The 18,066-nt window shown below is 56.9% G+C and carries 15 protein-coding genes and 1 pseudogene; 13 read left to right on the top strand and 3 right to left on the bottom strand.

The window, feature by feature from the left end; genetic code table 11:
• Nucleotides 1–85 precede the first annotated feature (85 nt).
• Genes dapC through map form a run of 3 tightly spaced genes read right to left on the bottom strand, consistent with a single transcriptional unit; the run spans nucleotide 86 to nucleotide 4,853 of the window.
• Entirely contained in the window at nucleotides 86–1,285 is a 1,200-nt protein-coding gene (gene dapC / locus DQN55_RS17110) for a succinyldiaminopimelate transaminase (protein WP_048378860.1), read from the bottom strand.
• A 26-nt stretch (nucleotides 1,286–1,311) separates the two neighbouring features.
• Nucleotides 1,312–4,014 carry a [protein-PII] uridylyltransferase gene (locus tag DQN55_RS17105; protein ID WP_048378862.1) on the bottom strand — a complete coding sequence of 901 codons (2,703 nt, stop codon included), beginning with the start codon at nucleotides 4,012–4,014 and terminating at the stop codon, nucleotides 1,312–1,314.
• Between the two features lie 56 nt (nucleotides 4,015–4,070).
• On the bottom strand, nucleotides 4,071–4,853 hold the full coding sequence (gene map / locus DQN55_RS17100) for a type I methionyl aminopeptidase (protein WP_048379552.1): 783 nt from the start codon (nucleotides 4,851–4,853) through the stop codon (nucleotides 4,071–4,073).
• Between the two features lie 379 nt (nucleotides 4,854–5,232).
• Between map and rpsB the strand changes: the two genes are divergently transcribed.
• From rpsB to lpxA, 13 genes and pseudogenes are all read left to right on the top strand, one after another.
• Nucleotides 5,233–5,976, top strand: coding sequence for a 30S ribosomal protein S2 (rpsB, locus tag DQN55_RS17095; protein WP_048378864.1), 744 nt, complete (start codon nucleotides 5,233–5,235; stop codon nucleotides 5,974–5,976).
• A 205-nt stretch (nucleotides 5,977–6,181) separates the two neighbouring features.
• Nucleotides 6,182–7,051 carry a translation elongation factor Ts gene (gene tsf / locus DQN55_RS17090; RefSeq protein ID WP_048378866.1) on the top strand — a complete coding sequence of 290 codons (870 nt, stop codon included), beginning with the start codon at nucleotides 6,182–6,184 and terminating at the stop codon, nucleotides 7,049–7,051.
• A 204-nt stretch (nucleotides 7,052–7,255) separates the two neighbouring features.
• Nucleotides 7,256–7,999: a UMP kinase gene (gene pyrH / locus DQN55_RS17085; protein ID WP_003440426.1), complete on the top strand. Its 744-nt coding sequence runs from the start codon at nucleotides 7,256–7,258 to the stop codon at nucleotides 7,997–7,999.
• Nucleotides 7,996–8,553 carry a ribosome recycling factor gene (gene frr, locus DQN55_RS17080; RefSeq protein WP_048378868.1) on the top strand — a complete coding sequence of 186 codons (558 nt, stop codon included), beginning with the start codon at nucleotides 7,996–7,998 and terminating at the stop codon, nucleotides 8,551–8,553. Before pyrH ends, frr begins: the two co-directional genes overlap by 4 nt.
• 15 nt (nucleotides 8,554–8,568) lie before the next feature.
• Complete coding sequence (gene uppS / locus DQN55_RS17075) at nucleotides 8,569–9,324, top strand: polyprenyl diphosphate synthase (RefSeq protein WP_048378870.1); 756 nt, start codon at nucleotides 8,569–8,571, stop codon at nucleotides 9,322–9,324.
• Nucleotides 9,324–10,130, top strand: a complete 807-nt coding sequence (locus tag DQN55_RS17070) for a phosphatidate cytidylyltransferase (RefSeq protein WP_048378871.1) — start codon at nucleotides 9,324–9,326, stop codon at nucleotides 10,128–10,130. The genes uppS and DQN55_RS17070 overlap by 1 nt, the downstream gene beginning before the upstream one ends.
• The gene (ispC, locus tag DQN55_RS17065; protein WP_048378873.1) at nucleotides 10,127–11,314 is read left to right on the top strand and encodes a 1-deoxy-D-xylulose-5-phosphate reductoisomerase; all 1,188 of its coding nucleotides are present in this window, start codon (nucleotides 10,127–10,129) and stop codon (nucleotides 11,312–11,314) included. The genes DQN55_RS17070 and ispC overlap by 4 nt, the downstream gene beginning before the upstream one ends.
• A gap of 44 nt (nucleotides 11,315–11,358) precedes the next feature.
• Nucleotides 11,359–12,711 carry an RIP metalloprotease RseP gene (rseP, locus tag DQN55_RS17060; protein WP_048378875.1) on the top strand — a complete coding sequence of 451 codons (1,353 nt, stop codon included), beginning with the start codon at nucleotides 11,359–11,361 and terminating at the stop codon, nucleotides 12,709–12,711.
• Nucleotides 12,712–12,786: 75 nt separating this feature from the next.
• Nucleotides 12,787–15,135, top strand: coding sequence for an outer membrane protein assembly factor BamA (gene bamA / locus DQN55_RS17055; protein WP_048378877.1), 2,349 nt, complete (start codon nucleotides 12,787–12,789; stop codon nucleotides 15,133–15,135).
• Between the two features lie 45 nt (nucleotides 15,136–15,180).
• The gene (locus DQN55_RS17050) at nucleotides 15,181–15,684 is read left to right on the top strand and encodes an OmpH/Skp family outer membrane protein (RefSeq protein WP_048378879.1); all 504 of its coding nucleotides are present in this window, start codon (nucleotides 15,181–15,183) and stop codon (nucleotides 15,682–15,684) included.
• Nucleotides 15,685–15,686: 2 nt separating this feature from the next.
• Nucleotides 15,687–16,741, top strand: a pseudogene (lpxD, locus tag DQN55_RS17045) (UDP-3-O-(3-hydroxymyristoyl)glucosamine N-acyltransferase).
• 109 nt (nucleotides 16,742–16,850) lie between these two features.
• Nucleotides 16,851–17,291 carry a 3-hydroxyacyl-ACP dehydratase FabZ gene (gene fabZ, locus DQN55_RS17040; protein WP_019411583.1) on the top strand — a complete coding sequence of 147 codons (441 nt, stop codon included), beginning with the start codon at nucleotides 16,851–16,853 and terminating at the stop codon, nucleotides 17,289–17,291.
• Nucleotides 17,288–18,064 (top strand): acyl-ACP--UDP-N-acetylglucosamine O-acyltransferase, encoded by a 777-nt coding sequence (lpxA, locus tag DQN55_RS17035; protein WP_048378882.1) that lies wholly within the window; start codon nucleotides 17,288–17,290, stop codon nucleotides 18,062–18,064. Before fabZ ends, lpxA begins: the two co-directional genes overlap by 4 nt.
• Nucleotides 18,065–18,066 lie beyond the last annotated feature (2 nt).

Below are 18,066 nucleotides of genomic sequence, written 5' to 3'. Positions count from 1 at the left end.
GCTGGGTGATTCTGTAACCGCTGCCGAAGGCTGCGCAGGGGGCGCGCAGCGAACTTGCGGCAGCGGTTGCCTGATGAGGCGGCGTTTAGCGGCGACGCTGAATAAAGTCGCGAATCCGTTCGGCGGCTTCAACGCATTCTTCCAGTGGCGCTACCAGAGCCATGCGCACGCGTCCGGCCCCGGGGTTGAAACCATCGACCTCGCGGGACAGGTAGGAACCCGGCACTACGGTGACGTGCTCTTCGACAAACAGGTCGCGACAGAAGGCAGCATCATCTCCTTCAACCCTTGGCCACAGATAAAAACCGCCATCCGGGCGTTGAACGTCGAGTACCGGTGCCAGAATCGCCAGCACTGCATCGAACTTCTCGCGGTACAGGTCGCGGTTTTCACGTACGTGCGCTTCGTCGCTCCAGGCTGCAATGCTCGCCAGCTGGGTTTGAACCGGCATGGCGCAACCGTGATAGGTGCGGTACAGCAGGAAGGCCTTGAGGATCTCGGCATCACCCGCCACGAAACCCGAACGCAGGCCTGGCAAGTTTGAACGCTTGGAGAGGCTGTGGAACACCACGCAGCGCTTGAAGTCCTGGCGCCCCAGGGCAACGCAGGCGCTCAGCAGGCCGACCGGCGGCGTTTGCTCATCGAAATACAGCTCGCTGTAGCATTCGTCGGCGGCAATTACGAAGTCGTGTTCGTCAGCCAGTGCGATCAGCTTTTTCAGGGTGTCGAGCGGGATCAGGGCGCCTGTCGGGTTGCCAGGTGAGCAGAGGAACAGGATCTGGCAGCGCTTCCAGGTCTCGGCCGAAACCGCATCGAAGTCCGGGTTGAAGCCGTGTTCTGCCAGGCATGGCAAGTAATGCGGCTTGGCCCCGGCAAGGAAGGCCGCACCTTCGTAGATCTGATAAAACGGGTTCGGGCTGATCACCAGCGCGTCTTCGCCTCGATTGACTACGGTTTGGGTGAAGGCGAACAGGGCTTCACGGGTACCGTTGACCGGCAAAATCGAACGTGCCGGGTCCAGCCAGCCCTTGGGGACGTCAAAACGGCGTTCGGCCCAGCCGGCAATGGCTTCGCGCAAGCCTGCAATGCCAAGAGTGGTCGGATAGACCGCCATCTGGTCGAGGTTGTCGGCCAGGGCCTTGGCCACGAACGCCGGGGAGCGGTGCTTGGGTTCGCCGATCGACAGCGCAATCGGACGCTTGCCGGCGTTGGGCTGTACGCTGCCAAGCAGGGCGCGCAGTTTTTCGAACGGATAAGGCTGTAGCTGTTTTAGAGCGTTATTCATCGGGTGCGGGTCTCACTCGGCGGCGGTTAGATGCTCAGGCGCCAGGGTTCGGTGGTTGAGTCTTGGTGGACGGTCAGATGCTCGACGATGGCTTCCTGCAAGCGCATGCACAGTTGAGGGTCAGACAGCGGCTGGTTGTTTGCGTCGGTTATGAAGAATACGTCTTCTACGCGCTCGCCCAGTGTTGCGATCTTGGCATTTTGCAGCGACAGATCGAACTCCAGGAAAATCATTCCGATGCGCGCCAGCAGGCCCGGGCGGTCAGGGGCGCTGAGCTCGAGGACGGTGACTGGGCGCTGGGCATCGTTGTGAATTGTCACTTGGGGGGCGAAGGCAAAATGCTTGAGCTGGCGTGGTACCCGGCGCTGGATGATGTTCGGGTAATCATCCGGATTGCGCAGGGCTTCGGTCAGGCCTTTACGGATCTTCTCGATGCGCACAGGGTTATTGCCGATCGAATCGCCGTCGTTGTCGAGCACGATGTAGGTATCGAGGGTGAACTGGCTGCTGGACGTGATGATGCGGGCATCATGAATGTTCAGGTTGAGCTGGTCCATGGCGGCCACGGTCACGGCGAAAAAGTCGTGTTGGTCAGGCGCATAAATGAAGATCTGGGTGCCGCCCTCGAATTCGCGCTGGGTGGTTTCCTTGATCAATACCAGCGGGCCACCCTCTACAGGCTGCTGCAGGATGGCATCGGTGTGCCAGGCCACGTCGCCGGCGGTATGACGCAGGAAGTAGTCGTCACCCAGTTGCGACCAAAGTTGTTCGACGTCATCCGGGTCGTTGCCGCCGCGCACCAGGATATCCAGCGCTGCGCTTTGGGTCTGGCGGATTTGTTCTTCGCGATCCACCGGGTTTTCCAGGCCGCGGCGCAGGGCGCGCTTGGTCTCGGTGTAGAGCTGGCGCAACAGGCTGGCACGCCATGAATTCCACAGTGTCGGGTTGGTGGCGTTGATATCGGCGACCGTCAGCACATAAAGATAATCGAGACGGGTCTCATCGACCACGGTCTGGGCGAAGTCATGGATGACTTGCGGGTCCGACAGATCCTTGCGCTGGGCAGTCGTCGACATGACCAGGTGGTTTTGTACCAGCCAGACAATCAGGCGGGTATCCCACTGCGGCAGATGATGGCGAATGCAGAAGGCTTCGGCATCGATTGCGCCAATCTCTGAGTGGTCGCCGTGGCGCCCCTTGCCGATGTCGTGGTACAGCCCGGCGAGATAGATCAGCTCAGGTTTTGGCAGCTTGGCCATCAGCTTGGTGGCCAGCGGGAATTTCTCGGATGTCTGGGTGTATTGCAGCTTTCGCAGGTGCTTGATCAGGTTCAGTGTGTGTGCATCGACGGTATAAATATGAAACAGATCGTGCTGCATTTGCCCGACGATAAAGCCGAATTCAGGCAGGTAGCGGCCAAGGATGCCGTAACGGTTCATTCGGCGCAGGTTGCGATGAATGCCGATCTTGCATTTGAACAGCTCGATAAACAGGCTGGTATTGCGAATGTCGTTACGGAAGTCGTCGTCGATCAGGTAGCGATGTTCGCGCAGCAAGCGAATGGTGTCGGCGCGCACGCCCTTGATTTCGGGGTGCTGGGCCATCAGCAGGAAGATCTCGAGCATGGCAAACGGGGTGCGCTTGAACACATGATCGCTGGTGGCCTCGATATAGCCATCGTGCAGCTGAAAGCGTGAATTCAGCGGTACGGGTGGCGCCTCGTCCTCCGGCGCCAGAATGACTTCTTCGAAGTGCTGGATGATCAGGTCGCTGAGCTGAGCAATGCTCATGACCACCCGGTAGTACTGCTGCATGAAGTTTTCGATGGTCTGTTTGGTGTCTTCGCCGGTAAAGCCGAGCAGTTCGGCAATGCTGCGTTGATGGTCAAACAGCAGGCGATCCTCAGCGCGCCCGGCAAGCATGTGCAGGGCGTAGCGGACCTTCCACAGGAACTCTTGCGAGGACGCGAGCAGGGCGTGCTCGCTTTCGACCAGGAAGCCTTCGCCCGCCAGTGCGCGCAGATTCAGCGTGCCGTACTGGCGACGGGCTACCCACAAGATGGTCTGGATGTCGCGTAAGCCGCCGGGCGAACCCTTGACGTTGGGTTCCAGGTTGTACTCGGTGTCGTTGTACTTGTGGTGGCGGGCTTTTTGTTCGGCGCGCTTGGCCAGGAAGAAGTCCTTGCTGGGCCACATGTGTGCCGTGCTGGTGACGTCCAGCATGCGTTGGCGCAAGCGCTCCGGGCCGGCAACTGTACGGCTTTCCATCAGGTTGGTGATGATGGTCAGATCGGCGCGGGCTTGCTCGGCGCATTCATCCACCGAGCGCACGCTTTGACCCACTTCCAGGCCAATGTCCCAGAGCAGCGTCAGGAAACGTTCGATGGAGTCGCGGAATAGCTCGTGATCGGCCTTGTCCAGCAGGATCAGCAGGTCGATATCAGAGTAGGGGTGCAATTCGCCCCGGCCATAGCCACCGACAGCAACCAGGGCGATATCGGCCTGGTTGCACCAGTTGAACTGGTCCCACGCCTGTTGCAGGATGTTGTCGACAAACCAGGCGCGGTCTTCAATCAGGCGGCGAATATCGCGACCAGCGCGAAAGCGCTGGTCGAGCACCTCGCGCGCCTGGCGGATCACCTTTTTGAAAGCGGCAATGGGACTTGCCTTTAATGCCAGTTCGGCCTGGAACTGGCCGCGGTCAAAAAGTTCGGGATCCACCTGCGGCATCGATTGGCTTTCCTTGGGGCGATTGCTTTTGTTTATAGAAAATATCTATAGAGGGATCAGGCCGACATGCGCGCGATGGTGTCATCGCTGCGCAGGGTGAATATCTCGTAGCCGGTCTCGGTCACCAATAGGGTGTGCTCCCACTGAGCGGACAGTTTGCGGTCCTTGGTAATGGCGGTCCAGCCATCGCCCAGTACCTTGGTGTCGGCCTTGCCCTGATTGATCATCGGCTCGATGGTGAAGGTCATGCCCGCTTTCAGCTCCATACCGGTGCCCGCGCGGCCGTAGTGCAGGATCTGCGGCTCTTCATGGAATACCTTGCCGATGCCGTGTCCGCAGAACTCGCGAACTACCGAAAAACCGTTCTTTTCGGCGTGCTTCTGGATCACTTCGCCGATATCGCCCAGGCGGCAGCCTGGCTTGACCAGTTCGATGGCCTTGTACATGCATTCCTGGGTCACTTTCGACAGGCGCTCGGCCCATACCGGTACTGTGCCCACATGGAACATGCGGCTGGTGTCACCGTGGTAGCCATCCTTGATGACCGTGACATCGATGTTCAGGGTGTCGCCGTCGCGCAGCGGCTTGTCACACGGGATGCCGTGGCAAACCACGTGGTTGATCGAGGTGCAGATCGACTTCGGAAAACCTTTGTAGTTGAGCGGGGCAGGAATGGCTTGCTGCACATTGACGATGTAGTCGTGACAGATGCGGTCCAGTGCCTCGGTGGTAACGCCAGGCTTGACGTGTTCGGCGATCATTTCCAGGACTTCGGCGGCCAGTTTGCCGGCGATACGCATTTTTGCGATGTCCTCGGGCGTTTTGAGGGTGACGGTCATTCGGGCTCTCTTCGCGCGGTAGCGCTCATCATCAGGGTTGCGGGTGCGAGGCAAGGCTCTGGCCTGCGCACCGCCATAAAAATGCGATTCTAACAGACGGTCGGCCTGAATCATGAGCCTCTCGCCATCGCTTCTCTTAATAGAATGGGGCATTCTGGCCCTATTCCAAGCCTTGCGCAAAAGGGCATGGAATAAACACAGAATCTGTGTTTCGTTTTTAGCGCATCTTGTGGTATAAAATGCGCCGCTTTCCGGGTATAGCCCGCTGAGCTCAAACCCACACACGTGTCGACACGATGACCTGGGTGCCTTCAGCTCGAAGCTGCTGGTTGGTCATTGGGATACGTGGAGGCCTAACCCGACTTATTAAGGAACTATCATGTCCCAAGTCAACATGCGCGATATGCTGAAGGCCGGTGTGCACTTCGGTCACCAAACCCGTTACTGGAACCCGAAGATGGGTAAATACATCTTTGGCGCGCGTAACAAGATTCACATCATCAACCTTGAAAAAACCCTGCCAATGTTCAACGAAGCTCTGACTTTCGTAGAGCGTCTGGCCCAGGGCAAAAACAAGATCCTGTTCGTTGGCACCAAGCGTTCGGCTGGCAAGATCGTTGCTGAAGAAGCAGCACGTTGCGGTTCGCCGTACGTGGATCACCGCTGGTTGGGCGGCATGCTCACCAACTTCAAAACCATCCGTGCTTCCATCAAGCGTCTGCGTGACCTTGAAGTGCAGGCAGAAGACGGTACTTTCGCCAAGCTGACCAAGAAAGAGGCGCTGATGCGCACTCGCGACCTGGAAAAGCTGGATCGTAGCCTGGGTGGTATCAAGGACATGGGCGGTCTGCCAGACGCTCTGTTCGTTATCGACGTTGACCACGAGCGTATCGCGATCACCGAAGCTAACAAGTTGGGCATCCCGGTAATCGGCGTTGTCGATACCAACAGCAGCCCAGAAGGTGTTGACTACATCATCCCGGGTAACGATGACGCAATCCGCGCTATCCAGCTGTACATGGGTGCGATGGCTGATGCTGTGATCAAAGGCCGTAACCATGTTGCTGGCGGCACCGACGTTTTCGTCGAAGAAGCTCCAGCTGCAGCGGTAGTTGAAGGCTGAGTAATTAACGCCTAGCGTTTACTCAGTACGCAAAAAGGGGGCTTGGCCCCCTTTTTGCCACCTCGAAATCCATTTGTTGGCCCTGTACTTGCTGTTGCTGTATCCAGTCGCGGTTTGCAGGTGCAATCGAGGTGGGCTTCACACGAATTGAACGCCCGTTCGCTCGGGTGGAATGGTTGAAAACCTATCCAAGAGGAATTTTGAAATGGCAGAGATTACTGCAGCGTTGGTTAAAGAACTGCGTGAGCGTACCGGCGAAGGCATGATGGATTGCAAGAAAGCCTTGACCAAGGCTGGCGGCGACATCGAAAAAGCCATTGATGACATGCGTGCTTCGGGCGCCATCAAGGCTGCCAAAAAAGCAGGCAACGTTGCTGCTGAAGGCGCTATCGCAGTTAAGGTTTCGGAAGATGGCAAAGCTGCCGTCATCCTTGAAGTCAACTCGCAAACCGACTTCCTGGCTCTGCAAGATGACTTCAAAAACTTCGTAAACGACAGCGTTGAAAAAGCGTTCGCAGACAAACTGACCGACGCAGCTCCGCTGATCGCCGCTCAAGAGCCTGCTCGTGAAGCGCTGGTTGCCAAAGTTGGCGAGAACGTGAACATTCGCCGTCTGGTGCGTGTTGAAGGTGACGTTGTAAACGCTTACCTGCACGGCAACAAAATCGGTGTTGTTGTTTCGCTGAACGGCGGTGACGCCGAGCTGGCCAAAGACATCGCCATGCACGTAGCGGCAAGCAACCCAGAGTTCCTGCTGCCTAGCGAAGTTTCCGCTGAAGCTATCGAGCGCGAAAAAGCCGTGTTCATCAGCCTCAACGAAGACAAGATCAAAGGCAAGCCTGCTGAAATCGTAGAGAAAATGGTTGCTGGTCGTATCAGCAAGTTCCTCGCCGAAGCCAGCCTGGTTGAACAAGCTTTCGTTAAGAACCCGGAAGTTAAAGTCGGCGACCTGGCCAAGAAAGCCGGCGCTGAAATCGTTTCCTTCACCTACTTCAAAGTAGGCGACGGCATCGAGAAGCCAGTTGATGACTTCGCTGCAGAAGTTGCTGCTCAAGTGGCTGCAAGCCAGAAGTAAGACGGTTTACAACTGTCGACCCGAAGAGGCTGCCCGCTCACGCGCGCAGCCTCTTTTCAAATGGGAGGGGCTTTTACCTTTCCCGCGGAACCGGATGGCAAAATCGTGTTCCGATGGTGCTGCTGTGCAGTGCCAGCTAGAGTAAGCGCGGTTGAAAATGACCTCGCACAGATTATTTATAAAACGCGGCAGGAGAGATTCGCAATGGCTCAGCAGGGCAGTGGTTATCAAGCTCGCTATAAACGCATTCTACTCAAGCTAAGCGGCGAAGCCCTGATGGGCTCTGAAGAGTTCGGGATCGACCCGAAGGTCCTTGATCGCATGGCACTGGAAGTTGGCCAGTTGGTCGGTATCGGCGTTCAGGTAGGGTTGGTGATCGGCGGGGGCAACCTGTTCCGTGGCGCAGCGTTGAGCGCGGCAGGGATGGATCGTGTCACCGGCGACCATATGGGGATGCTGGCAACCGTGATGAACGCCCTGGCCATGCGCGACGCGCTGGAACGTGCGAATATCTCTGCCATCGTTATGTCGGCGATTTCCATGGTGGGTGTGACCGATCATTACGATCGTCGCAAGGCCATGCGTCACTTGAATGCCAAGGACGTGGTGATCTTCGCAGCAGGCACTGGTAATCCATTCTTCACTACGGACTCTGCCGCCTGTTTGCGTGCCATTGAAATCGATGCTGATGTGGTGCTTAAGGCGACCAAGGTAGACGGCGTATATACCGCTGATCCATTCAAAGACCCGCATGCCGAGAAGTTCGATCATCTGACTTACGATGAAGTACTGGATCGCAAACTGGGCGTAATGGACCTGACGGCTATTTGCTTGTGCCGTGACCATAAAATGCCATTGCGTGTATTTAATATGAACAAGCCGGGCGCCCTGCTTAATATTGTCCATGGCGGCGCTGAAGGCACTCTGATCGAGGAAGGTCAACAATGATCAACGAAATCAAAAAAGACGCTCAAGAGCGCATGAAAAAGTCGCTGGAGTCTCTGGCCCATGCATTTGGCCAGATTCGTACCGGCAAGGCTCACCCGAGCATTCTGGGGAGCGTGATGGTGCCTTACTACGGCGCCGACACCCCGATCAGCCAGGTTGCCAACGTGACCGTCAAGGACTCCCGCACGCTGCAAGTCGTGGCGTTCGAGCGCAACATGCTCGCGGCCGTCGACAAGGCCATCCAGAGTGCCGGCCTGAACCTCAATCCGACCAACCTGGGCGAATTGCTGCTGATCTCCATGCCGGCCCTGACTGAAGAAACCCGTAAGGTGTTCGCCAAGCAGGCACGTGACGCTGCAGAAGACTGCCGGATTGCCGTGCGCAACATCCGTCGCGACGCATTGAGCCAGTTGAAAGACCTGGTCAAAGAAAAGGAAATCAGCGAAGACGAAGAACGTCGTGCGGCTGATGATGTTCAGAAGCTGACCGACAAGGCTGTGGCTGAAATCGAAGTTGCCACCAAGCAGAAAGAAGCGGACCTGATGGCCGTATAAGGGTCAGGGCGTTTTATGGAAAAGACCAAGCAGGCTGAGCCAACATCGGTACCGCGCCACGTCGCGATCATCATGGACGGTAATAATCGCTGGGCGAAAAAACGCTTTATGCCAGGTGTTGCAGGGCATAAGGCGGGTGTGGATGCGGTTCGTGCCGTGATTGAAGTGTGCGCCAAGGCCAAGGTCGAGGTGCTCACCTTGTTCGCGTTTTCCAGTGAGAACTGGCAGCGTCCCGAGGCCGAAGTCAGTGCCTTGATGGACTTGTTCTTCGTGGCCTTGCGTCGTGAGACCAAGCGTCTCGATGACAACAACATCAGCCTGCGGATCATTGGTGACCGCTCGCGCTTTCATCCCGACTTGCAAAAGGCGATGCGCGAAGCGGAGGCCATGACGGCCGGGCCTGGCCGTTTCGTGCTGCAGATCGCCGCTAACTACGGCGGCCAGTGGGATATAGCTCAAGCGGCCCAGCGTCTGGCGCGAGAGGTGCAGGCTGGACATTTGCAGCCTGAAGACATCACGCCTGATCTGCTGCAAACCTGTCTGGTGACGGGGGACCTGCCTTTACCTGATCTGTGTATTCGCACAGGTGGCGAGCATCGCATCAGCAATTTCTTGCTGTGGCAGCTGGCCTACTCCGAATTGTACTTCTCCGACCTGTTCTGGCCGGACTTCAAACACGAAGCCATGCGTAATGCATTGGCTGATTTCGCTTCTCGCCAGCGCCGTTTCGGTAAAACGAGCGAGCAGGTTGAGGCTGGAGCCCGGGTTTAATGCTTAAACAAAGAATCATCACGGCACTTATATTGCTGCCAATTGCCTTATGCGGTTTTTTCCTGCTTGAGGGTGGAGGCTTTGCGCTGTTTATCGGCCTGGTCGTCACCCTTGGTGCCTGGGAGTGGGCGCGTCTGGCGGGTTTTGATGCTCAGCCGGCCCGTGTGCTTTTTGCGGCGCTGGTGGCCTTGGCGCTGTTTGTCATGTATCTGGTGCCTGGTCTGGCGCCTTGGGTGTTGGGCGCTGCCGTAGTCTGGTGGGCGGTCGCTACTTTTCTGGTGCTGACCTTTCCGCGGTCGGCCGTACACTGGTCAAATGCTGCAGCCAGGCTGGTGATAGGCCTGTTGATCCTGCTGCCGGCCTGGCAAGGACTGGTATTGATCAAGTCCATGCCTTTGGGCAACTGGCTGATCATGGCCGTGATGGTTCTGGTGTGGGGCGCAGATATCGGTGCTTATTTTTCAGGACGCAAATTTGGCAAGCGCAAGCTCGCGCCCAAGGTCAGCCCCGGCAAGAGCTGGGAAGGTGTGTTTGGCGGGTTGCTGCTAAGCCTGCTGATCACCGCTGTCGTTGGCGTGGTGCGTGGCTGGAGTGCTTCTGAAATGTTCGCAGCGCTGGTGGGCGCTGCCGTTGTCGTTTTGATTTCGGTGGTGGGTGACCTCACAGAAAGCATGTTCAAGCGCCAGTCCGGTATCAAAGACAGCAGTAACCTGCTGCCCGGGCATGGTGGTGTGCTGGATCGCATCGACAGTTTGACTGCAGCGATTCCGGTATTTGCCGTGTTGCTGTGGATGGCAGCATCATGAGCCGACCACAGCAGATTACCGTTCTGGGGGCTACGGGCTCGATAGGCCTGAGCACCCTGGATGTTATAGCGCGTCACCCTGACCGCTATCAGGTGTTTGGTTTGAGTGGTTACAGCCGCATCGCTGAGTTGCTGGCACTGTGCGTGCTGCACAGGCCGCGGGTCGCGGTAGTGCCGGATGAGCGTGCTGCGCGCCAGTTGCAGGCGGGCTTGCGCGCTGCCGGGCTCAGCACCGAAGTGCTGGTGGGCGAGGAGGGCTTGTGCCAGATCTCGTCGTCCTCTGAAGTCGACGCGGTCATGGCGGCCATCGTCGGTGCGGCAGGCTTGCGGCCAACGCTGGCCGCGGTGAGTGCTGGCAAGAAAATCCTGCTGGCCAATAAAGAAGCGCTGGTGATGACGGGGGCACTGTTTATGCAGGCCGTTCGTCGCAGCGGTTCGGTCCTGCTGCCCATCGACAGTGAGCACAACGCGATCTTCCAGTGCTTGCCGCAGGATTTCGCTCGCGGCCTGGCGCCGGTGGGTGTTCGTCGTATTTTGCTGACGGCTTCGGGCGGACCCTTTCGCGAAACCCCGCTGGCAGAGCTTGAAAACGTTACGCCGGACCAGGCGTGCGCTCATCCCAACTGGTCGATGGGGCGCAAGATATCCGTAGACTCGGCCAGCATGATGAACAAAGGGCTGGAGATGATTGAAGCCTGCTGGCTGTTCGATGCTCGGCCGGATCAGGTTGAAGTGGTCATTCATCCGCAAAGCGTGATTCACTCTCTGGTCGATTATATCGATGGCTCGGTGCTGGCCCAGCTCGGAAATCCGGATATGCGGACGCCGATCTCAAATGCCCTGGCCTGGCCTGAGCGTATTGACTCGGGTGTCGCGCCACTGGATCTGTTTGCTGTTGCCCGTCTGGACTTTCAGCGCCCTGATGAGCAGCGCTTCCCGTGCCTGCGCTTGGCTCGTGAGGCCGCCATGGCAGGTAACAGCGCCCCGGCGATGCTGAATGCGGCCAATGAAGTGGCGGTGGCCGCTTTTCTCGAGGGTCGTATCCGTTATCCGCAGATCGCTTGTGTGATTGAAGATGTCCTCAATACCGAGCCTGTGACTGCGGTCGATGAACTGGAGGCGGTGTTTGCCGCTGATGCCCGGGCAAGAGTCCTGGCTGAACAGTGGTTGAGTCGTAACGGCTGATAAGTGATGCTTGCCGAAACCGGACAGGACCGCGGAGAAAGTAGATGAGTGCGCTCTATATGATTGTTGGCACCCTGGTCGCATTGGGTGTGCTGGTCACTTTTCATGAATTCGGCCACTTTTGGGTGGCGCGCCGTTGCGGCGTCAAGGTTCTGCGCTTCTCCGTGGGCTTTGGCACACCTTTGCTGCGCTGGCATGATCGTAAGGGCACCGAGTTTGTAATCGCTGCCATTCCGTTGGGCGGCTACGTAAAAATGCTGGATGAGCGCGAAGGTGAGGTGCCGGCCCACCAGCTCGATCAATCGTTCAACCGCAAAACGGTTGGTCAGCGCATTGCTATTGTCGCGGCGGGACCTATTGCCAACTTCATGCTGGCGATGGTGTTTTTCTGGGTGCTGGCAATGATGGGCAGCCAGCAGGTGCGGCCTGTCATCGGTGCAGTCGAAAGCGGTAGCCTGGCAGCGCAAGCGGGGCTGGTTGCAGGGCAGGAAATCGTTGCCATTGATGGTGAGGCAACGACGGGCTGGTCAGGCGTCAACCTGCAACTGGTTCGCCGTCTGGGTGAAACGGGTTCTATCCAGGTGTTGGTGCGTGAGCCGGGCTCTAGCTCCGAGGCCTCGCATCAGTTGGTATTGAAAGACTGGCTGAAAGGCGCCGATGAGCCGGACCCGATCACTTCCCTGGGGATTCGTCCGTGGCGGCCGGAGCTGCCTGCCGTTCTGGCAGAGTTCGATTCAAAGGGGCCGGCTCAGGCAGCAGGGCTCAAGTCGGGTGACAAGCTGTTGGCAATGAACGATCAACCGATCGGAGACTGGCAGCAGGTTGTGGACTGGGTTCGTGTGCGCCCGGGCGCGCGTGTTGTACTGCGCGTCGAGCGCGAGGGTGCGGTTGTCGATATTCCTGTCACGCTGGCTGTTCGGGGTGAGGGCAAGGCGGCAACAGGCTATTTGGGTGCCGGCGTCAAAGGTGTCGACTGGCCACCAGCGATGGTTCGCGAAGTGAGTTTTGGCCCGATTGCGGCAATCGGCGAAGGGGCCAGACGCACTTGGACGATGAGTGTACTGACCCTCGACTCACTCAAGAAAATGTTGTTCGGCGAGCTCTCGGTAAAAAACTTGAGTGGACCGATAACCATTGCTAAAGTGGCGGGCGCTTCTGCCCAGTCGGGTGTTGCGGATTTCCTGAATTTTCTGGCTTATCTGAGCATAAGCCTGGGGGTTCTGAACTTGTTGCCCATACCAGTACTGGATGGGGGGCATTTGTTGTTTTATCTGATTGAGTGGGTGCGTGGTCGCCCCTTGTCGGACCGGGTACAGGGTTGGGGAATGCAGATTGGTATCAGTTTGGTGGTCGGGGTGATGTTACTTGCCCTGGTCAACGATCTGGGTCGTCTGTAGACGCTTCGCTGAATTGCGAATCTGCCGCATTTTGCGGCAGTTTGTTTATTGCCAGTTGGAATAAGAAAGGACTTCATGAAACGTCTGCTGCTAACTGCGGTTCTCGCCGTACTGATGATCGCCGAAGTTCACGCCGAGTCCTTCACTATCTCTGATATCCGTGTCAACGGGCTCCAGCGGGTTTCCGCCGGCAGCGTGTTTGGTGCGTTACCGCTGAACGTGGGTGAGGTAGCGGATGACCGCCGTTTGGTGGAGTCCACTCGAGCGTTGTTCAAAACCGGGTTCTTTCAGGATATCCAACTGGGTCGTGATGGCGATGTGCTCGTCATTACGGTTGTCGAGCGTCCTTCCGTCTCCAGCATCACCATTGACGGTAACAAGGCAATCTCCACTGATGACCTGATGAAAGGTCTGAAACAGTCGGGCCTGGCTGAAGGTGAAATCTTCCAGCGCGCGACTTTGGAGGGTGTGCGCAACGAACTGCAACGCCAGTATGTTGCCCAGGGCCGCTACTCGGCGACGGTCGATACCGAAGTGGTATCCGAGCCCCGCAACCGCGTTGCGTTGAAGGTGAATATCAATGAAGGCACCGTGGCCGCCATCCAGCACATCAATGTGGTGGGCAACACGGTCTTTCCTGAAGACGACCTGGTCGACCTGTTCGAGCTGAAAACCACCAACTGGTTGTCGTTCTTCAAGAACGACGACAAGTATGCGCGTGAAAAACTGTCGGGTGACCTTGAGCGTCTGCGCTCCTATTACCTCGATCGCGGCTATATCAACATGGATATAGCCTCGACCCAGGTATCGATCACCCCTGACAAGAAAAACGTCTACATCACGGTGAACGTGAACGAAGGCGAAAAATTCAATGTCGGCGAAGTGAAACTGAGCGGTGACCTCAAGGTTCCGGAAGACCAGATCAAATCGCTATTGCTGGTTCAGCCAGGTCAAGTGTTCTCGCGCAAGCTGATGACCACCACCTCTGAATTGATTACCCGCCGCCTGGGCAACGAAGGCTATACCTTCGCCAACGTCAACGGTGTACCTCAGCCAAACCCTGAAGATCACACCGTGGCCATCACGTTTGTGGTCGATCCGGGCAAGCGTGCTTACGTGAACCGCATCAACTATCGCGGCAACACCAAGTCGGAAGACGAAGTGCTGCGTCGCGAAATGCGCCAGATGGAAGGTGGCTGGGCGTCGACTTACCTGATTGACCAGTCCAAGGTGCGCCTTGAACGTCTGGGCTTCTTCAAGGAAGTCAACGTAGAGACGCCAGCGGTGCCGGGTACTGATGATCAGGTTGACGTTAACTACGCTGTTGAAGAGCAAGCGTCGGGTTCGATCACCGCAAGCGTCGGTTTTGCCCAGAGCGCCGGTCTTATTCTGGGTGGTTCGATTACTCAGAACAACTTCCTGGGTACCGGTAACAAGGTCAGCATCGGCTTGACCCGCAGTGAATACCAGAGCCGCTACAACTTCAGCTATGTTGACCCGTACTGGACCGCCGATGGCGTGAGCCTGGGTTACAACGCGTTCTACCGTACCACTGACTACGATGACCTTGATGTCGACGTGGCAAGCTATGCGGTTGACAGTCTGGGTGCCGGCATCAGCATGGGCTACCCGATCAGTGATACCTCGCGCCTGACCTACGGCCTGACCGTGCAGCAGGACGAAATCAAGACCGGGACCTACACCGTTGACGAGATCTTTGATTTCGTTAACCAGGAAGGCGACAAGTACCTGAACTTCAAGGCGTCGGTCGGCTGGTCCGAGTCAACGCTGAACAAAGGCGTGTTGCCGACCCGTGGCAGCTCGCAAAGTCTGGTGCTTGAGACGACGATCCCGGGCAGTGACCTGCAGTTCTACAAACTGGATTATCGTGCACAGCTGTTCCAGCCGTTGACCGACACCTACACCATGCGTCTACACACAGAACTGGGCTATGGTGATGGTTACGGTTCGACTTCGGGCCTGCCGTTCTACGAGAACTATTATGCCGGTGGTTTCAACTCGGTACGTGGCTTCAAGGACAGCTCCCTGGGTCCGCGCAGCACGCCAAGTTCGGGCAAATACCCGGGTACCGTTGCTGACCCTGATCAAGATCCGCTGCCATTTGGTGGTAACGTTCAGATCCAGGGTGGTGTTGAAGTCCTGTTCCCGATGCCGTTCGTAAAAGACCAGCGTTCCCTGCGTACTTCCGTGTTCTGGGATGTGGGTAACGTGTTCGACACCAACTGCAAAGGTGAAACCAAAGATTGCGATATCAGTTTCAGCAACATGGCCAGCTCTGTCGGTGTTGGCGTGACATGGGTGACTGCGCTTGGCCCGTTGAGTTTCAGCCTGGCCATGCCGGTCAAGAAACCGGACGATGCTGATACCCAAGTGTTCCAATTCTCCCTCGGCCAGACTTTCTAAAAGCCTGACTTAAGATACAGACAACGGATTTTTTAGGAGTGCATCGTGCGTAAGTTGACTCAATTGGTTCTCCTGGCTACGGTTTTGGTAGCGACTCCGGCTTTCGCCGAGATGAAAATTGCAGTGCTGAACTATCAAATGGCGCTGCTTGAATCTGATGCAGCCAAGCGCTACGCAGTGGATGCCGAGAAGAAATTCGGTCCTCAACTGACCAAGCTGAAAAGCCTGGAAAGCAGTGCAAAAGGCATTCAGGACCGTCTGGTCAAGGGTGGCGATAAAATGCAGCAGGGCGAGCGCGAGCGTCTGGAGCTTGAATTCAAGCAAAAGGCCCGCGACTTCCAGTTCCAGTCCAAGGAACTGAACGAAGCCAAAGCCGTTGCTGACCGTGAAATGCTGAAACAGCTGAAGCCGAAACTGGACAGCGCTGTTGAAGCAGTCATCAAGAAAGGCGCCTTTGACCTGGTGTTCGAGCGTGGTGCTGTGATTGATGTCAAGCCTCAGTACGACATCACTCGCCAGGTTATCGAGCGCATGAATCAGCTGAAGTAATTATGACTGCGACTATTAAACTCGGCCAATTGGCCGAGTTCCTTGGGGCCACATTGCGTGGCTCTGCGGAGAGAGAAATCACTGGGCTAGCCACTTTACAAGAGGCTGGCCCAGCTCAGTTGAGCTTTCTGGCGAACCCTCAATACCGAAAATTCCTCGTCGACTGCCATGCAGGGGCTGTATTGCTCAAGCCGGCTGATGCTGAGGACTATGTCGGTGATGCGCTGGTGGTGCCTGATCCCTATCTGGCTTATGCGCGCATTTCCCATTTGTTCGATCCCAAGCCCAAAGCTGCAGCTGGCGTGCATCCAACAGCGGTGATTGCTGCTGACGCCCTGGTTGACCCCATGGCGAGCATCGGTGCGTTTGCGGTGATCGAAAGCGGTGCTCGAGTCGCAGCCGGCGTTACAGTTGGTCCCCACTGCTTTATCGGGGCGCGTTGCGAGATCGGTGAGGGTGGCTGGTTGGCGCCGCGTGTGACGCTTTATCACGATGTTCGCATCGGCAAGCGGGTGGTGATTCAGTCGGGCGCAGTGCTCGGCGGTGAAGGCTTTGGCTTTGCCAACGAAAAAGGTATCTGGCAAAAGATCGCGCAGATCGGTGGCGTGACCATCGGTGATGATGTCGAAATTGGCGTCAATACCGCCATCGACCGCGGTGCTTTGGCCGATACGATGATCGGCAATGGCGTCAAACTGGATAATCAGATCCAGATTGCCCATAACGTGCAGGTAGGTGACCATACAGCGATGGCGGCCTGTGTCGGGATTTCCGGCAGTACCAAAATCGGCAAGCACTGCATGTTGGCCGGGGGGGTGGGATTGGTGGGTCACATCGAAATTTGTGACAACGTTTTCCTGACCGGTATGACCATGGTCACTCACTCGATAACCGAGCCGGGTGCTTATTCTTCCGGTACTGCGATGCAGCCGGCAGCCGAGTGGCGCAAAAGTGCAGCGCGTATTCGCCAGCTGGACGATATCGCAAGGCGGTTGAAACATTTGGAAAAGCACGTTGGGAAGTGACCCCTGACGTTAAAGCTTCTTCAAAAGGCTAATGCAATTTCCATATCAAGAGTGCACAGCCACTGGTTTGCTTCCTTGATTTGCTAGAGGAGCGCGCCTTAGTCGCGCGCGCCCAATCTTTATTACAGGCTTCCCCACGAAATGATGGACATCAACGAGATTCGCGAATATCTGCCCCACCGTTACCCGTTCCTGCTGGTGGACCGAGTGGTGGATCTGGATGTCGAGAACAAGCGCATTCGTGCCTACAAGAATGTCAGCATCAACGAACCTTTCTTCAATGGTCACTTCCCGGCGCATCCGATCATGCCTGGCGTACTGATCATTGAGGCAATGGCTCAGGCAGCTGGCATTCTCGGTTTCAAGATGCTGGACGTAAAACCGGCTGACGGCACCCTCTATTATTTCGTCGGTTCCGACAAATTGCGTTTCCGTCAGCCTGTGTTGCCGGGTGATCAGTTGATCCTTGAAGCCAAGTTCCTGAGCTGCAAGCGTTCTATCTGGAAATTCGAGTGCCAGGCTTCGGTTGATGGCAAACCTGTATGCTCGGCAGAAATTATCTGTGCGGAACGCAAGCTATGAGTTTGATTGACCCTCGCGCAATCATCGATCCGACGGCCATTTTGGCCGACGACGTCGAGGTCGGCCCTTGGTCGATCATCGGCGCTGGTGTGGAAATCGGCGAGGGGACAGTGATTGGGCCGCATGTGATTCTCAAGGGCCCGACCAGGATCGGTAAGCACAATCGCATCTACCAGTTTTCCTCGGTAGGCGAGGACACGCCTGATCTCAAGTACAAAGGCGAAGAAACTCGCCTGGTGATCGGTGATCACAACGTTATTCGCGAAGGCGTCACCATCCATCGCGGGACGATCCAGGATCGTGCCGAAACGACACTGGGTGATCACAATCTGGTCATGGCCTATGCCCATATCGGGCATGACAGTGTCATTGGCAACCATTGCATTCTGGTTAACAACGCTGCGTTGGCGGGCCATGTGCATATGGGGGACTGGGCGATCCTGTCCGGTTTCACGCTGGTTCATCAGTTTTGCCATATTGGTGCCCACAGCTTTTCGGGCATGGGGACGGCCATCGGCAAGGACGTTCCGGCGTTTGTGACCGTGTTCGGCAGTCCTGCCCAGGCCCGCAGCATGAACTTCGAAGGCATGCGCCGACGTGGATTCAGTGAAGATGCGATTCATGCACTGCGTCGGGCCTATAAAGTGGTTTACCGCCAGGGGCTGACAGTCGAACAGGCACTTGCCGAGCTGGCCGAGCCCGCAGCGCAATTTCCGGAAGTCGCAACGTTCGTTGAGTCTATTAAGTCTTCCACCCGCGGCATTACGCGCTAGTC

The organism is Pseudomonas taetrolens (assembly GCF_900475285.1).
GTDB classification, from domain to species: Bacteria; Pseudomonadota; Gammaproteobacteria; order Pseudomonadales; family Pseudomonadaceae; genus Aquipseudomonas; species Aquipseudomonas taetrolens.
The sequence above is the reverse complement of the archived record's forward strand: the minus strand, read 5'-3'. Positions and strand labels throughout refer to the sequence as shown.

What these genes read in the sequence shown, in the direction of transcription:
- fabZ (WP_019411583.1), top strand. Translation starts at nt 16,851, where the DNA reads ATGATGGACATCAACGAGATTCGCGAATATCTGCCCCACCGTTACCCG.
- bamA (WP_048378877.1), top strand. Translation starts at nt 12,787, where the DNA reads ATGAAACGTCTGCTGCTAACTGCGGTTCTCGCCGTACTGATGATCGCC.
- lpxA (WP_048378882.1), top strand. Translation starts at nt 17,288, where the DNA reads ATGAGTTTGATTGACCCTCGCGCAATCATCGATCCGACGGCCATTTTG.
- DQN55_RS17070 (WP_048378871.1), top strand. Translation starts at nt 9,324, where the DNA reads ATGCTTAAACAAAGAATCATCACGGCACTTATATTGCTGCCAATTGCC.
- dapC (WP_048378860.1), bottom strand. Translation starts at nt 1,285, where the DNA reads ATGAATAACGCTCTAAAACAGCTACAGCCTTATCCGTTCGAAAAACTG.
- frr (WP_048378868.1), top strand. Translation starts at nt 7,996, where the DNA reads ATGATCAACGAAATCAAAAAAGACGCTCAAGAGCGCATGAAAAAGTCG.
- map (WP_048379552.1), bottom strand. Translation starts at nt 4,853, where the DNA reads ATGACCGTCACCCTCAAAACGCCCGAGGACATCGCAAAAATGCGTATC.
- ispC (WP_048378873.1), top strand. Translation starts at nt 10,127, where the DNA reads ATGAGCCGACCACAGCAGATTACCGTTCTGGGGGCTACGGGCTCGATA.
- DQN55_RS17105 (WP_048378862.1), bottom strand. Translation starts at nt 4,014, where the DNA reads ATGCCGCAGGTGGATCCCGAACTTTTTGACCGCGGCCAGTTCCAGGCC.
- rseP (WP_048378875.1), top strand. Translation starts at nt 11,359, where the DNA reads ATGAGTGCGCTCTATATGATTGTTGGCACCCTGGTCGCATTGGGTGTG.
- rpsB (WP_048378864.1), top strand. Translation starts at nt 5,233, where the DNA reads ATGTCCCAAGTCAACATGCGCGATATGCTGAAGGCCGGTGTGCACTTC.
- tsf (WP_048378866.1), top strand. Translation starts at nt 6,182, where the DNA reads ATGGCAGAGATTACTGCAGCGTTGGTTAAAGAACTGCGTGAGCGTACC.
- pyrH (WP_003440426.1), top strand. Translation starts at nt 7,256, where the DNA reads ATGGCTCAGCAGGGCAGTGGTTATCAAGCTCGCTATAAACGCATTCTA.
- uppS (WP_048378870.1), top strand. Translation starts at nt 8,569, where the DNA reads ATGGAAAAGACCAAGCAGGCTGAGCCAACATCGGTACCGCGCCACGTC.